Here is a 14,584-nt window from a genome sequence, read left to right as displayed (position 1 = left end):
CCCTCAAATAAAAGATGGGGCTTCAATTCCAAGAGGGAAAGTTTCCGAAAGTTTTGGCCTCACGCCAGGCGTACCACTAAAGGATCAATGTTATCCTAACGGTATCCCTATTGAGATAATGAATTTTCCTGGTGCTAAGTGATGAAGGAAAAAGATGTTGCTTCAATTTTGACGGAGCAGGGCTGGGTTTGTAGCAAGGATGAAGTCGGGGATTATTTTTGCGTGACAGATGTTGATGGGGTTAAAGTTCAAGTAATCCCGTCTGTGAAGAAGCGCTCGGATCATTTTCGGGTGTCACTTATGCCATCGGTTTCGACCAAAGAATTCTCGGAAACTGTTGCGTTTGTGTGGGGAGAGGGGAGCGGATATTCGCCGGTAATAGTTAGTAATGAGCCTCCGGAGAAGTTGCCTGAATTTTCTAGTGATGATGTTCTCAGGATGTCTGAGAAAGCCATGTCTTGGGCACGCTCTCAAAATATTGAGTCCGGCCTGATGGTTTATAGAAGTCTGCCGACTGACAGTAAAGGCGCGATGCCCCTTCGGCACTTGGCTGCATTGGCAATAGCTGGTGACGTTGAACGATTGAACGGTTACAAGAAGAGCTTTGAGATGGGAGACAGGCTTGGTTTTGTACCCTGCATTACTGATGGCATGATTGATCGGGCAGTCTTGAAAGCCAAACTTGCAAAATAGATTTTTTCTTGAGCGCTACACGCTGAAGCGTCGCGGCTGATCAATGAGGTAAATTTTATGTTTGCAGATCGTATTATTGAATTCGGGAAGAAATTCGACGGCCGATTGGAAGCTGGCCTGCTCCAAGGGGCTTTGGACTATGTCGCGTACAATGAGGAAGGCCTAGCCTTTGAGATACTATGCGATCACATTTGTGAATTTGATATTTCTATTACGGACGACGAGTACCAGGAGGCAGTTAGACTTATCACAGATCTAGGGTTTGATTTAGATGAGGGGCCATTTAAGCACTTGGTGGGATTGAAGAAATAAAAACCTAGGGGTCGGTTGGTGCAAAAGGCGCAGGTGAGGTTGCCTCTATTGGCGGAAAGACCTGTGTTTATAACTGCGTTGTTGATGGCGTGACGAGATTAATTTAATTGGTCATGAAATGAAGTTTGGTATTGAATTTGTATATAGTAATTAGATTAAGTTCATATTCATCCAGGCATCGGCCTCGACCAAAGCCAGCAGCGAAGGAAGGGAGGCCTGGCTTGAGCGATCAGGGCATCGAGCATCTGCGCAACAGAGTGTGGGTGATGCCGTGTTCTTTGCGCAGGCGGGCAATTCGCTCGCCCACGGCAATGAAAAATTCACGTTTTTCGCTGGTGATGCTCAGTCCGCAGGCCAAGCGCCGTCTTGGTCTATACCAGAGGGGCGTACTCCGCTTTGCTCAGCCTCCCTTTGTCCAATGATGAACATGACTACCTTTCTGCCACCCAGCAGGCGAACAGTTGAGCGTGTCGCACGTAGTTGAGATGATAGCCAGCTTGGCAGCGGCGACGACTGGCGCAGGCGCCACAGGAGCGAGCAGCCTGCCGCCTCTGAGCGTCATGGCGAGGTCGATTTTTTGAAGCGAGAACATGAGGTAGGGCGGAAAAGGCTGCTTCACTGCGTTGCACCACCCAGCGACGGCATCCAGACCCCCGGCCAATCCTCGCCAGCTGCGCAACGGATCATTTTCATGGCGAGAAGGCTGTTTACGCGTTTTTGCAGCCCAAATTAACAGCGCGACGCCAGACAACGAATTTTTTGGCAATGGCAGCCCGGTCAAATTCACGTGGGCTGCCCGGTATTTCTTAACCTTTAGACTGGGGTATCCAGAATGGCTCAATACGTCTACACCATGCATCGGCTGAGCAAGGTCGTGCCGCCGAAGCGGGAAATTCTCAAGAACATTTCCCTGTCGTTCTTCCCGGGCGCCAAGATCGGCGTGCTCGGCCTGAACGGCGCCGGTAAATCGACCTTGCTGCGGATCATGGCGGGCGTCGACAAGGAATTCGACGGCGAAGCCCGTCCGATGCCCGACATCAACGTTGGCTACCTGCCGCAGGAACCGCAACTGGACCCGAACAAGTCGGTGCGCGAAGTGGTCGAGGAAGCGGTCAGCGTGATCAAGGACGCCCAGGCACGCCTGGACGAGGTCTACGCCGCCTACGCCGAACCGGATGCCGACTTCGACAAGCTGGCCGCCGAGCAGGCCAAGCTGGAAGCCATCCTGCAGGCCGCTGACGGCCACAACCTTGAGCGCCAGCTGGACGTTGCCGCCGACGCCCTGCGCCTGCCGGCCTGGGACGCACGCATCGAGCACCTGTCCGGTGGTGAGAAGCGCCGCGTGGCCCTGTGCCGCCTGCTGCTGTCGGCCCCCGACATGCTGCTGCTGGACGAACCGACCAACCACCTGGACGCCGACTCGGTGGCCTGGCTGGAGCGCTTCCTGCACGACTTCCCGGGCACCGTGGTAGCCATTACCCACGACCGTTACTTCCTCGACAACGTCGCCGGCTGGATCCTGGAACTGGACCGCGGCGCTGGCATCCCGTACGAAGGCAACTACTCGGGCTGGCTTGAAGCCAAGTCCGAGCGCCTGGCGCAGGAATCCAAGCAGCAGAGCGCCCACGAGAAGGCCATGAAAGAGGAACTGGAATGGGTGCGCAAAGGCGCCAAGGCCCGCCAGTCCAAGTCCAAGGCCCGTCTGCAGCGCTTTGAAGAAATGCAGTCGCAGGAATTCCAGAAGCGCAGCGAAACCAACGAGATCTACATCCCGGCCGGCCCGCGCCTGGGCGACAAGGTCATCGAGTTCAAGAACGTCACCAAGGGCTACGGCGACCGCGTGCTGATCGACAACCTGTCGTTCTCCATGCCTAAAGGCGCCATCGTCGGTGTGATCGGTGGTAACGGTGCCGGTAAGTCGACCCTGTTCCGCATGCTGATGGGCAAGGAACAGCCGGACTCGGGCAGCATCGAGATCGGTGAAACCGTGCAGCTGGCCTGCGTCGACCAGAGCCGCGAGGACCTGGACGGCGGCAAGACCGTGTTCCAGCAGGTTTCCGACGGCTCCGACATGATCCGCATCGGCAACTACGAGATCCCGTCGCGTACTTATGTAGGCCGCTTCAACTTCAAGGGTGGCGACCAGCAGAAGTTCGTCAAGGACCTGTCCGGTGGTGAGCGTGGCCGCCTGCACCTGGCCCTGACCCTGAAGGAGGGCGGTAACGTCCTGCTGCTCGACGAACCGTCCAACGACCTCGACGTCGAAACCCTGCGTTCGCTGGAAGAAGCCCTGCTGGACTTCCCGGGCGCGGCGATCGTGATCTCCCACGACCGTTGGTTCCTGGACCGTGTGGCTACCCACATCCTGGCGTACGAAGACGACTCGAACGTGGTGTTCTTCGAGGGTAACTACACCGAGTACGAGGCAGACCGCAAGAAGCGCCTGGGTGATGCTGCTGCCCAGCCGCACCGTGTACGGCACAAGAAGCTGGCCCAGTAAGCCGGTGTTCTGATGCACAAGAATGGGGCCATTTGAGGCCCCATTTTTGTGCCTGGCTGGAAAGTGGTGCTGGCTTCATTCGCGGGCATGCCCGCTCCCACAGGAGCCCTTGGAACCCAAGGCCTGTGATGTACCTGTGGGAGCGGGCGAGCCCGCGAATGAAGCCGCCGCCAACCCCGGTTTTGTATACACTTATAGAAAACGCACCAAATAATTTCAAAAAAACGACATCTCGCCCTATTCCGGTGCGATTGCTTCTTGGTACATTCGTGAAAAAAACCAATAAGTCCAATCCTCTTGGTGAGATGTCTACCATGATCGAATCTGTCGACAATTTCCTCGCGCGCCTGAAGCAACGCGACCCGGCCCAACCTGAATTCCACCAGGCGGTGGAAGAAGTGCTGCGCAGCCTGTGGCCATTCCTCGAGGCCAACCCGCATTACCTGCGGGCCGGCATTCTGGAGCGCATGGTCGAGCCAGAGCGCGCCGTGCTGTTCCGCGTGTCCTGGGTCGATGACCAGGGCAAGGTGCAGGTCAACCGCGGCTACCGCATCCAGATGAGCAGCGCCATCGGCCCGTACAAGGGCGGCCTGCGCTTCCACCCGTCGGTCAACCTGGGCGTGCTGAAGTTCCTGGCCTTCGAGCAGGTGTTCAAGAACTCCCTCACCTCGCTGCCCATGGGCGGCGGCAAAGGCGGTTCGGACTTCGACCCCAAAGGCAAGAGCGATGCCGAAGTCATGCGCTTCTGCCAGGCTTTCATGAGCGAGCTGTACCGCCACATTGGTGCTGACCTGGACGTCCCTGCCGGCGACATCGGCGTGGGTGCCCGCGAAATCGGCTTCATGTTCGGCCAGTACAAGCGCCTGGCCAACCAGTTCACTTCGGTGCTGACCGGCAAAGGCATGACTTACGGCGGCAGCCTGATCCGCCCGGAAGCCACCGGCTACGGCTGCGTGTACTTCGCCGAGGAAATGCTCAAGCGCCAGGACAAACGTATCGATGGCTGCCGCGTGGCGATTTCTGGTTCGGGTAACGTGGCCCAGTATGCTGCGCGCAAGGTCATGGACCTGGGCGGCAAGGTGATTTCGCTGTCCGACTCCGAAGGCACCCTGTACGCCGAAGCCGGGCTGACCGATGCCCAGTGGGATGCGGTGATGGAACTGAAGAACGTCAAGCGTGGCCGCATCAGCGAACTGGCCGCGCAGTTCGGCCTGGAGTTCCGCAAGGGCCAGACCCCGTGGAGCCTGCCGTGCGACATCGCCCTGCCGTGTGCTACGCAGAACGAGCTGGACGCCGAAGACGCCCGCACCTTGCTGCGCAATGGCTGCATCTGCGTGGCCGAAGGCGCCAACATGCCGACCACCCTGGAGGCTGTGGATATCTTCCTGGAAGCGGGCATCCTGTACGCCCCGGGCAAGGCCTCCAACGCCGGCGGCGTGGCCGTGTCGGGCCTGGAGATGTCGCAGAACGCCATGCGCCTGCTGTGGACTGCCGGTGAGGTGGACAGCAAGCTGCACAACATCATGCAGTCGATTCACCATGCTTGCGTGCATTACGGTGAAGAGGCGGATGGCAGCATCAACTACGTCAAAGGTGCGAACATCGCAGGCTTCGTGAAAGTGGCTGATGCGATGCTGGCGCAGGGCGTCGTTTGATCTGAGGCCGTTGGGGCCGCTTTGCGGCCCTTTCGCGACACAAGGCCGCTCCCACAGGGAACCGCGTACTCCTGTGGGAGCGGCCTTGTGTCGCGATGGGCTGCAAAGCAGCCCCCAGGGCCCTCAACCTTCACCCAAAATCTCAACTACTTCGATCACCTGCTCCCCCACCGGCCGCCGCCAGACCACCTCATCCCCAGGCCCCGCCCCGAGCAAAGCCCGCCCCAACGGCGAACCCCAGTTGATCAACCCCCGCCCGGCATCCGCTTCATCCTCACCCACCAGCCTTACTACTTGCTCCTGGTCCTGCCCATCGACAAACCGCACCCGGCTACCAATCTGCACCTTGCTGTGCGACGTCGCCGCCGGCACCACCTGGGCACTCTGCACTCGCGCGCTGAAGTAGCGCAGGTCCCGTTCGGTATCCGCCAGGCGCTGCTTGTCGCCACGTTCGCCCTGTGCCTGCAGTTCGCTGCGCAGGGCGTTCAGTTCAGCCACGCGCTCCTGCAGCTGGCGCAGGCCGCTGGCGGTCACGTAGTTGGGTTGTTCGCTGACCCGTCGCTCGACTGGCTGATCAGCCTGGGCGGCGGCCTGGTCTTCGTTGACGAATGCTCGGCTCATGCGTGGCCTCCTTGTGCAGGAGACCATCATCGCAGGCCGCCGGTTTCAAGGGATGTCCGTTTGCGACTCAGTTGTGGCGATAGGCGCGTGCGGCGTCGCGGTCCTTTTCCTGCTCCCAGTCGCGCTCGCGCTGGTCCCAGAAGCGCTCGTGGTACTGGCGCTGTTCTTCGCTGTCCTGCATGGCGTGGCACTGGCGAAAGCCGTCGTCCCAGCCGCTTTCGTACTGGCGCTCGTGCAGGTAGCGCGGCACGTCCTTGCGAAAGCCGCCGACCATCAGCCCTGCCGCCTGGCGGCCGCTGCTGCAGCCGTCCTGAAAGCCATCGGCATAGGCGGGGGGATAGCCCTGGTTGACCATCTGCTCGTGGGTGGTTTCGCAACCAGACAGCATCAACGCCATGCACACGCCAAACCAGTACCGCGACATAACCACAAAACCCTCCGGTTGATACTGGAAAGTCTAGGTGGCGGTTTGTCGGGGGGCCGTCAAAACAGTGTCAAAGACTCGGTTGGTTCACACTGCTCTGCTGACCTCACAGGCCCATTCGCGGGCACGCCCGCGAAAGGCCGCAAGGCGGCCTCAGTAGTGATACCACTTCAACTCCAGCATCACCTCGTTCTGCGCCGTGGCCAGGTGGCTGAACTCCCGCGAAGCACTCAACCGCAGGCCCAGATTCTGGCTGATCTCCCACTGCTGGTTCAGGCTCACACTGCGCCGCACCTCGCCATTGGTGAAGTAGTCGCCCTTGGCCTCCAGCGTCATGTTGCCCAGCCCGTTGCGCCACAGCAGCCCGCCATTGAAGCCCGCCGCCGGGGCGATGAACTGGGCAAAATCATTGTGGTGCTCGACCCGCACCGTGCCCAAGGCGAAGCCCAGCAACCCGTCGGCCAGTTGCCAGGTGCCGCCGGCCCCGCCATTCACATGGCTCACCAGCACTTCGTCATCATGCTTGCCCGGCACCCGCTCCAGCCCGCCGGCCACCTGCCACGACCAAGGCTTGAGCAGCTCGTTGCGCGGCGTCAGCGAGCGGATGGTGGCCAGGTCCAGGCGCTGCACCTGCCAGTCATTGCCTTCGTACTGGCGCAGCTTCAGCTGCAGGATCTCGATCTGCGCCCCCAGCGGGAAGCCATAGGCGTTGTCATTCAGGTCGTGGTAGGCCATGCGCAGGCCGTATTCGGCGTAGGCGCGGTCTTCGCGGGTGCCCACGCCCAACTGCCAGGTGCGCGAGTCGTGGCCGTCCTCGGGCAGGCCCGGGCGCTCGATCTGCAGGGGCGGTGGCGGGTTGCTGTTGATCGCCCGCAGCAGTTCGAAACTGCGCTTGGCCTGCCCAGGGTCGCGCTCCTGGCCATTGGCGCGGTAACGCTCCAGGCGGTACGCGGCATCCTGCACCAGCGCCTGGCGCTGGCGGGGCAGGGCCTTGAACTCGGGGCTCTGCAGGTGCGAGGTATCGGCGCTTGCAGCCAGCACCTGGCGCTTTTCGTCGTGATCGAGCGGCTCGGCCCGGGCCAGCAGTTCGCGTTCGCGAGAGGGGCGGTACGTCTCGCTGGCGACCAGGCCGGACTGCTTCACGGCCTTCACCGTGTCGGTCGGGATGGCGGTCAGCGGGAACTGCGAGGTCAGGTCCAGGCTTGGTCGGGCCACCTGCAGCAGTTCCAGCAGGCGGTACGAGCAGTTTTCGTCGAAGAAGAAATAGTCGAACTGGATCTGCTTCAACTCCCACACATGCTCGACCATGCGCCCGGTTTCTTCCGGGGTCAGGTCCAACTGGTACTCCCAGAGGTCGCGGTTTTCCAGGCTGCGGTATTCGGACAGTTTTTCCTGGTAGGGCATCAGCGCGAACAGGCCAGGGTAGCCGCCCATCAGGCCCTTCCAGGCGTACAGGATACTGTTGTCGCTGCCTTCGATATAGGCGCCGAAGTTAATCGCGTAGCTCAGCAGCGTGGTGTCGTCGCTGCGGGTGTTGGACTGGTCGATGCGCAGCAAGGTGTGGCCGAACATCGATGACGGGCTGTTCAGGTAGGCCGCCGGGAAGATCAGCGCCGCACTGTGCGGGTCGATCGATTGGTACCAGGTGGTGAATTCCTTACAGTCCGGTTGCGGCAGGTTCTGAAGGTCGAGCTGTTCGCGCAGCCAGCGGGTGCGTGCCGGGAACACGCACTGGGCATGCTTGTCGCCGAGGCTGGCCGGGGCGTACAGCGCTTCGACCGTGGCTTGCAGCTCCTGGTCGGGGTGGTGCGCGCCATCCTCGGCAAGGAAGAACGCATCATCGTCCACATAGCTGCGCCAGCCACCCAGCTTGGCGGTTTCGTAATGGCCCAGGGCAATCCAGTAAGGGGTGTTGGCCAGTTGCTGGACACGGCCTTGGTCCAGCACGGGCGCGGCATGAACAGGGGCGCAGGCACACAGCGCCAGGGATACGAAGCGTTTGAGCATGTCGGGCAACTACTTCTTAACGATGCCGAAAAAAGGCGAAACCCGCCCCGGGGTCGGGGCGGGAGCAGCTGCACTCAGGCCTCGGTTGCGTATTTGGCCAGGCGTGGGTCGTTCTTCAGAACAGCCAGGGTGTTGCTGTGGACGGTTTCGGCAGTGACGTCGGCGCTGCTGAAGATCTGGTTGAAGTGCTGGTGGGTGACCGATGCGAAGTAGCCACGGTCTTCCGGAGCCACGCCCAGAACCACGGCATAGGTGGTCAGCGCTTCGCCCTGGCCCATGGCCATGTCTTCGGACAGTTCGTTCATCATGCCGTTCATGGCGAACCAGGACTTGCCGCCGTAGGTCAGCGACGCTTTGGTCGAGCAGCCGTTGGTGCCGGAGGTCATGCCGAAGGTGGCGTTACCGGAGGTGCCATTGGTGGTAGAAGCCAGGAAGTGTGCCGGAGTGCCGCGCTGGCCTTCGAACAGCATGTTGCCCCAGCCGCAGTTCGGGCCGCCTGGCGCTTCGGCCATGGCATTGATCGAGACCACGGTGAACAGAGTACCCAGAAGAATCCGTTTCATAGCATTTGTTCTCTATTTGACTTAACCAAGGGTCAGGGTTTCTGGCAACTCGGTTGCCAGGTCGGGAAAGCTTTTAACCCACCCGCGCAGCTTGGAGTTTAGGCACGATCTAAGAGTTGCGTTGTTGATTGCGAAAAATTTGCTGTTACATGACCCGCATCGGCTGCGACATAAAGTCCCGTGGAGCCTTGCAAGGCGCGCGCGGGCAGCGCCAGAATGCTGCGTATCTGCCCCGCCGAAGTAAGGAAACCCAATGCCCGATCCTGTCGCTGCGCGCCTGCGTCTCGCGCCTGAAGCCCTGACCCGGCGTTTCTCCCCCGAGCAGTTTGCCTTTACCAATACCGACGATCTGGAGCCGTTTCGCGGAGTCCTGGGCCAGGAGCGTGCTGTCGAGGCCCTGCAGTTCGGCGTGGCCATGCCGCGCCCTGGTTACAATGTGTACGTGATGGGCGAGCCTGGTACCGGCCGCTTCTCGTTCGTCAAGCGCTACCTCAAGGCCGAGGGCAAGCGCCAGCAGACCCCGGCCGACTGGGTTTACGTCAACCACTTCGATGACACCCGTGAACCCCGCGCGCTGGAATTGCCGTCCGGCAGCGCCGGGGCGTTCATCGCGGACATGAACGGGCTGATCGACAACCTGTTGTCGACCTTCCCGGCGGTGTTCGAGCACCCGTCGTACCAGCAGAAGAAGGGCGCCATCGACCGCGCCTTCAACCAGCGTTACGACCGCGCCCTGGATGTGATCGAGCGCGCCTCGCTGGAAAAGGACGTGGCCTTGTACCGTGACGCCAGCAACGTCGCCTTCACGCCGATGGCCGACGGCAAGGCGTTGGACGAAGCCGAATTCGCCCAGTTGCCAGAGGAGGTGCGCGAGCAGTTCCACGAGGATATCGCCCTGCTCGAGGAGCGCCTGAACGAAGAGCTGGCCAGCCTGCCGCAATGGAAACGCGAGTCGAACAACCAACTGCGCCAGCTCAACGAAGAAACCATCACCCTGGCCCTGCAACCGTTGCTGGCGCCGCTGTCGGAGAAGTACGCCGAGAACGCCGCGGTTTGCGCCTACCTGCAGTCGGTGCAGTTGAACCTGCTGCGTACCGTGGTCGAGCAACTGGTCGATGACAGCAAGACCGACGCGGCCGCGCGCAAGCTGCTGGAAGAGCAGTACGCCCCGAGCCTGGTGGTCGGCCACCACGCCGACGGCGGTGCGCCGGTGGTGTTCGAGCCGCACCCGACATACGACAACCTGTTTGGCCGTATCGAATACAGCACCGACCAGGGTGCGCTGTACACCTCGTACCGCCAGCTGCGCCCGGGTGCGCTGCACCGCGCCAACGGCGGCTTCCTGATTCTGGAAGCCGAGAAGATGCTGGGCGAGCCGTTCGTCTGGGACGCGCTCAAGCGTGCGCTGCAGTCGCGCAAGTTGAAGATGGAGTCGCCACTGGGCGAGCTGGGCCGGGTGGCTACCGTCAGCCTGACGCCGCAGATGATCCCGCTGAACATCAAGCTGGTCATCATCGGCTCGCGTCAGCTGTATTACGCGCTGCAGGACCACGACCCGGACTTCCAGGAGATGTTCCGGGTGCTGGTGGACTTCGACGAAGACATGCCCATGGTCGACGAGAACCTGGAGCAGTTCGCCCAGCTGTTGCGCACCCGCACCAACGAAGAAGGCATGGCGCCACTGACCAGTGACGCGGTGGCGCGTCTGGCTACCTACAGCGCCCGCCTGGCGGAAAACCAGTCGCGCCTGTCGGCGCGTATCGGCGACCTGTTCCAGTTGGTCAGCGAAGCCGATTTCATCCGCCAGCTGGCCAGTGACGAAATGACCGACGCCGGGCACATCGAGCGTGCGCTCAAGGCCAAGGCCACCCGCACCGGGCGTGTTTCGCAGCGGGTGCTGGACGACATGCTCGCCGGCATCATCCTGATCGACACCGAAGGCGCGGCCATCGGCAAGTGCAACGGCCTGACCGTGCTCGAAGTGGGCGATTCGGCCTTCGGCATGCCGGCGCGTATCTCCGCCACCGTGTACCCGGGTGGCAGCGGTATCGTCGACATCGAGCGTGAGGTCAACCTAGGCCAGCCGATCCACTCCAAGGGGGTGATGATCCTCACCGGCTACCTGGGCAGCCGCTATGCCCAGGAGTTCCCGCTGGCGATTTCGGCGAGCATCGCCCTGGAACAGTCCTACGGCTATGTGGACGGTGACAGCGCCTCGCTGGGTGAAGCCTGCACGCTGATTTCGGCATTGTCGCGCACGCCGCTCAAGCAGTGCTTCGCCATCACTGGCTCGATCAACCAGTTTGGTGAAGTGCAGGCAGTGGGTGGGGTCAACGAGAAGATCGAGGGCTTCTTCCGCCTGTGCGAGGCGCGTGGCCTGACCGGTGAGCAGGGGGTGATCATCCCGCGTGCCAACGTTGCCACGCTGATGCTCGACGAGCGCGTGCTTCAGGCGGTGGAGAATGGCATGTTCCACGTGTACGCGGTCAGCCAGGCCGACGAGGCGTTGAGCCTGCTGGTGGGCGAGGAGGCCGGTGTGCTGGATGACAAGGGTCAGTTCACCGAAGGCAGCGTCAACGCCCGGGTGGTGGAGCGCCTGCGCGAGATCGCCGAGATGATTGGCGAGGAAGAAATCGAGAAGGCGGAGAAAGAACGCCTGGAAGAGGTGATTGCCCAGGCCAAGCCTGCCTGAGTCAATAAACCGGCGCTAGCGGCGATGTGCTACCGTTCAGCGCCGGTTTTCCATCTTTCTTTACCGTTCTTCTATGCTGGAACTTAAGGACGGTATCAGCGTTCAGGATGGAGACAGCCTGAATTTCAGGCTGAACAAGGCTTATTGGAGGGGGCGCGGCCATGCGCAATCTCAGCCTCACTCGCCAGTGCCTGGGCCTGGTGACCCGCATCGAATGCAGCATTCGTCCGCTGGCCGGGGACAACGGCATGTGGACGCTGCTGTTTGCCGCCGGCATGGCCGGCGAACAACCGTCCGCGATCAAGGCACAAGGGCCGTTCCATGGGCCGCTGGTGGCCGAATCGGTGCTCAATGCCATTGTCGACAGCCTGACCTTGCATGGGTACCAGGTGGCCGAGGATCCGCAGATCTGGTGTTTGCATTTGCAGGCGCAGTTGCGGCGGATCAACGGTGAGCGGTGTCGGAATCTGGGGGATTACCAGTTTCATCCTGAGACCTGATTGATGCAGGGGGCCGCTTCGCGGCCCATTCGCGGCACAAGGCTGCTCCTACAAGCGAATGGGCTGCATGGCAGCCCTGGGCTTTTGCTGTAACAGGTGGCTGGCTATACTCGCCGTCGCTTTTTTAGTCACCTGATGAGTCCCGACACTCCATGGAACGTATCCTCGAAAACGCGATGTATGCCTCGCGCTGGCTGCTCGCCCCCATCTACTTCGGCCTGTCCCTCGGCCTGCTGGCCCTGGCGCTGAAATTCTTCCAGGAAGTGGTCCACGTCCTGCCCAACGTCTTCGCCCTCAGCGAAGCCGACCTGATCCTGGTGATCCTGTCGCTGATCGACATGTCGCTGGTGGGTGGCCTGCTGGTGATGGTGATGATCTCCGGCTACGAGAACTTCGTTTCGCAACTGGACATCGACGAGAGCAAGGAAAAGCTCAACTGGCTGGGCAAGATGGACTCTTCGTCGCTGAAGATGAAGGTTGCCGCGTCGATCGTGGCCATTTCGTCCATCCACCTGCTGCGGGTGTTCATGGACGCACAGAACATCTCCACCGATTACCTGATGTGGTATGTGATCATCCACATGACCTTCGTGGTCTCGGCATTCTGCATGGGCTACCTGGACAAGCTGACCAAGCACTGAGCCTTTCAGGCCTCTTCGCAATCCCTGTGGAAGCGGGCAAGCCCGCGAAGAGGTCGGCACGGTCCACCTGACGAGCGGCGTCGGTCATGCCTTGTGCATTCGCCCTTTCTGTACAAAAAATGAGCTCTCATGCGTGGTTCCCATCGCGAGGTGCTCTCATGAACCTGCATCAGCTCAACACCGAGGCCAGGGCTGGCCATGTCGACGAACTGAACCTGATCGCCATCGAAGGCGGGGACTACCTGCTAGAGGCCCGGATCAAAGGCCACCCCCACCCCCTGTCCGATGCCCGTGGTGAACGCTTGCGCGTGCATTCGGTGGAGGATGCGCGCAAGTTGCTGCAAACCATCCCCATGGTCTCGATGAACCTGGTGCACTGGTCGGTACAGGACGAAATGTGCGGCATGGGCACGCACCCGGAAGAAGACTTGAAGGTGCCGATTTCCCAGCGCTCGGCCTGGTAGCTGCTCGCAGCGCCCCAGTGTGCTAGGCTGCTCGCCCTTTTCATCAAGGGCGCGGCTTCACTGCGCCCTGCAGTGGAGCACGACAATGTCCGAACTCAACCTGTCCACCGACGAAACTCGCGTCAGCTACGGCATCGGCCGTCAGCTGGGCGGCCAACTGCGCGACAACCCGCCACCAGGCGTCAGCCTGGAAGCCATCCTGGCCGGCCTGACCGACGCCTTCAATGGCGCCGACAGCCGCGTCAGCGAAGCCGACCTGTCGGCCAGCTTCAAGGTCATCCGCGACGTGATGCAAGCCGAAGCAGCTGCCAAGGCTGAAGCCGCTGCTGCCGCTGGCAAGGCATTCCTGGTCGAGAACGCCAAGCGTGACGGCATCACCACCCTGGCTTCGGGCCTGCAGTTCGAAGTACTGACCGCAGGTGAAGGCGCCAAGCCGACCCGCGAAGACAACGTGCGCACCCACTACCACGGCACCCTGATCGACGGCACTGTGTTCGACAGCTCCTACGACCGTGGTCAGCCGGCTGAATTCCCGGTAGGTGGTGTGATCGCTGGCTGGACCGAAGCCCTGCAGCTGATGAACGCTGGCAGCAAATGGCGCCTGTACGTGCCGAGCGAGCTGGCCTATGGCGCCCAAGGCGTTGGCAGCATCCCGCCGCACAGCGTGCTGGTATTCGACGTCGAGCTGCTCGACGTTCTGTAATACCGCTGGGGCCGCTTTGCGGCCCTTTCGCGGCACAAGGCCGCTCCTACAGGGGAACGCAATCTTCTGTAGGAGCGGCCTTGTGTCGCGACCGAGGGCGAAGCCCTCGCCAGGTCCGTCAGTTCCAGTCTGTTCCCCCGGGGCGCAACGCCCGCGCATAGCAAAATAGAAACAGATTCCGCACCAGCTCCTTGAGCACCCCAGGTTCACTCGAATTCAGCCCGCTCATGTCCAGGTCGCCCTGGTCACGCAGCTCGTCGAGCGCTTCTTCTTCAAGCACCGCGCACACTTCGCCGGTTTCCCGATGAAGGATGCGCAGGTAAGGGTGAGGGCGGTCCAGCCAGGCGTCGATCAGATAAGTCATGGCTATTCTCCTTGGAAAGCAGTTCCAATGAGAATAATTCTTATTATCTTAATAGCAAGCGCCAATTGGCGGTTTTATGGAAAATCAGACCTTGCGCACGAACTCGGACTTCAGCTTCATGGCGCCGATGCCGTCGATCTTGCAGTCGATGTCGTGATCGCCGTCGCACAGGCGGATGTTCTTGACCTTGGTGCCGACCTTGACCACCAGGGACGAGCCCTTGACCTTGAGGTCCTTGATCACGGTGACGGTGTCGCCGTCCTGCAGGATGTTGCCGACCGAGTCCTTCTTCACCACCTCGTCGCTGGCCGCTTCGGCGTCGCCGCTGGCCGACCACTCGTGGGCACATTCAGGGCAGATCAGCTGAGTGCCATCCTCATAGGTGTATTCGGAGTTGCATTTCGGGCAGGGTGGCAGAGTGCTCACTTCGGTTCCTCAAACAAAC

Annotated in this window: 15 protein-coding genes; 9 read left to right on the top strand and 6 right to left on the bottom strand. The window is 61.0% G+C overall.

Going from position 1 to position 14,584, the window contains the following annotated elements; all coding sequences use genetic code 11:
* Positions 1 to 141 precede the first annotated feature (141 nt).
* From ACK1U9_RS21300 to gdhA, 4 genes are all read left to right on the top strand, one after another.
* Positions 142 to 693 (top strand): DUF6990 domain-containing protein, encoded by a 552-nt coding sequence (locus ACK1U9_RS21300; RefSeq protein ID WP_085618659.1) that lies wholly within the window; start codon positions 142 to 144, stop codon positions 691 to 693.
* A 57-nt stretch (positions 694 to 750) separates the two neighbouring features.
* On the top strand, positions 751 to 1,005 hold the full coding sequence (locus ACK1U9_RS21295; RefSeq protein WP_075043697.1) for a MafI family immunity protein: 255 nt from the start codon (positions 751 to 753) through the stop codon (positions 1,003 to 1,005).
* Positions 1,006 to 1,837: 832 nt separating this feature from the next.
* Positions 1,838 to 3,505 (top strand): energy-dependent translational throttle protein EttA, encoded by a 1,668-nt coding sequence (gene ettA / locus ACK1U9_RS21290; protein WP_015268893.1) that lies wholly within the window; start codon positions 1,838 to 1,840, stop codon positions 3,503 to 3,505.
* A 314-nt stretch (positions 3,506 to 3,819) separates the two neighbouring features.
* The gene (gdhA, locus tag ACK1U9_RS21285) at positions 3,820 to 5,160 is read left to right on the top strand and encodes an NADP-specific glutamate dehydrogenase (protein ID WP_108480495.1); all 1,341 of its coding nucleotides are present in this window, start codon (positions 3,820 to 3,822) and stop codon (positions 5,158 to 5,160) included.
* A gap of 123 nt (positions 5,161 to 5,283) precedes the next feature.
* On the opposite strand, the gene ACK1U9_RS21280 is transcribed toward gdhA, so the two are convergent.
* The 4 genes from ACK1U9_RS21280 to ACK1U9_RS21265 all read right to left on the bottom strand — a co-directional run bounded on the left by ACK1U9_RS21280 (position 5,284) and on the right by ACK1U9_RS21265 (position 8,775).
* Positions 5,284 to 5,781, bottom strand: coding sequence for a GreA/GreB family elongation factor (locus ACK1U9_RS21280; RefSeq protein ID WP_449110164.1), 498 nt, complete (start codon positions 5,779 to 5,781; stop codon positions 5,284 to 5,286).
* Positions 5,782 to 5,848: 67 nt separating this feature from the next.
* Positions 5,849 to 6,205 (bottom strand): hypothetical protein, encoded by a 357-nt coding sequence (locus ACK1U9_RS21275; RefSeq protein ID WP_046616152.1) that lies wholly within the window; start codon positions 6,203 to 6,205, stop codon positions 5,849 to 5,851.
* A gap of 153 nt (positions 6,206 to 6,358) precedes the next feature.
* On the bottom strand, positions 6,359 to 8,212 hold the full coding sequence (locus tag ACK1U9_RS21270) for an Lnb N-terminal periplasmic domain-containing protein (protein WP_085601882.1): 1,854 nt from the start codon (positions 8,210 to 8,212) through the stop codon (positions 6,359 to 6,361).
* Between the two features lie 74 nt (positions 8,213 to 8,286).
* A complete protein-coding gene (locus ACK1U9_RS21265; protein WP_003256313.1) occupies positions 8,287 to 8,775 on the bottom strand; it encodes a DUF3015 domain-containing protein in 489 nt (162 codons plus the stop codon).
* A 253-nt stretch (positions 8,776 to 9,028) separates the two neighbouring features.
* On the opposite strand from ACK1U9_RS21265, the gene ACK1U9_RS21260 reads away from it, so the two are divergent.
* The 5 genes from ACK1U9_RS21260 to ACK1U9_RS21240 all read left to right on the top strand — a co-directional run bounded on the left by ACK1U9_RS21260 (position 9,029) and on the right by ACK1U9_RS21240 (position 13,775).
* A complete protein-coding gene (locus ACK1U9_RS21260) occupies positions 9,029 to 11,467 on the top strand; it encodes a Lon protease family protein (RefSeq protein WP_046616150.1) in 2,439 nt (812 codons plus the stop codon).
* 161 nt (positions 11,468 to 11,628) lie between these two features.
* Positions 11,629 to 11,967, top strand: a complete 339-nt coding sequence (locus tag ACK1U9_RS21255) for a PA4575 family protein (RefSeq protein ID WP_003247487.1) — start codon at positions 11,629 to 11,631, stop codon at positions 11,965 to 11,967.
* Positions 11,968 to 12,119: 152 nt separating this feature from the next.
* On the top strand, positions 12,120 to 12,608 hold the full coding sequence (locus tag ACK1U9_RS21250) for a TIGR00645 family protein (RefSeq protein WP_003247486.1): 489 nt from the start codon (positions 12,120 to 12,122) through the stop codon (positions 12,606 to 12,608).
* Between the two features lie 158 nt (positions 12,609 to 12,766).
* On the top strand, positions 12,767 to 13,072 hold the full coding sequence (locus ACK1U9_RS21245; protein WP_015268897.1) for a DUF6482 family protein: 306 nt from the start codon (positions 12,767 to 12,769) through the stop codon (positions 13,070 to 13,072).
* A gap of 85 nt (positions 13,073 to 13,157) precedes the next feature.
* Complete coding sequence (locus ACK1U9_RS21240) at positions 13,158 to 13,775, top strand: FKBP-type peptidyl-prolyl cis-trans isomerase (protein ID WP_025337633.1); 618 nt, start codon at positions 13,158 to 13,160, stop codon at positions 13,773 to 13,775.
* 118 nt (positions 13,776 to 13,893) lie between these two features.
* Here ACK1U9_RS21240 and ACK1U9_RS21235 read toward each other — a convergent pair whose 3' ends face one another.
* A complete protein-coding gene (locus tag ACK1U9_RS21235) occupies positions 13,894 to 14,139 on the bottom strand; it encodes a PA4570 family protein (protein ID WP_003256316.1) in 246 nt (81 codons plus the stop codon).
* Positions 14,140 to 14,223: 84 nt separating this feature from the next.
* Entirely contained in the window at positions 14,224 to 14,565 is a 342-nt protein-coding gene (locus tag ACK1U9_RS21230; RefSeq protein WP_009686103.1) for a zinc ribbon domain-containing protein YjdM, read from the bottom strand.
* Between the last annotated feature and the right edge of the window lie 19 nt (positions 14,566 to 14,584).

The organism is Pseudomonas sp. XP1 (genome assembly GCF_053557675.1).
Note: the sequence above shows the minus strand (reverse complement) of the source record. Positions and strands in the feature narration are given on the sequence as shown.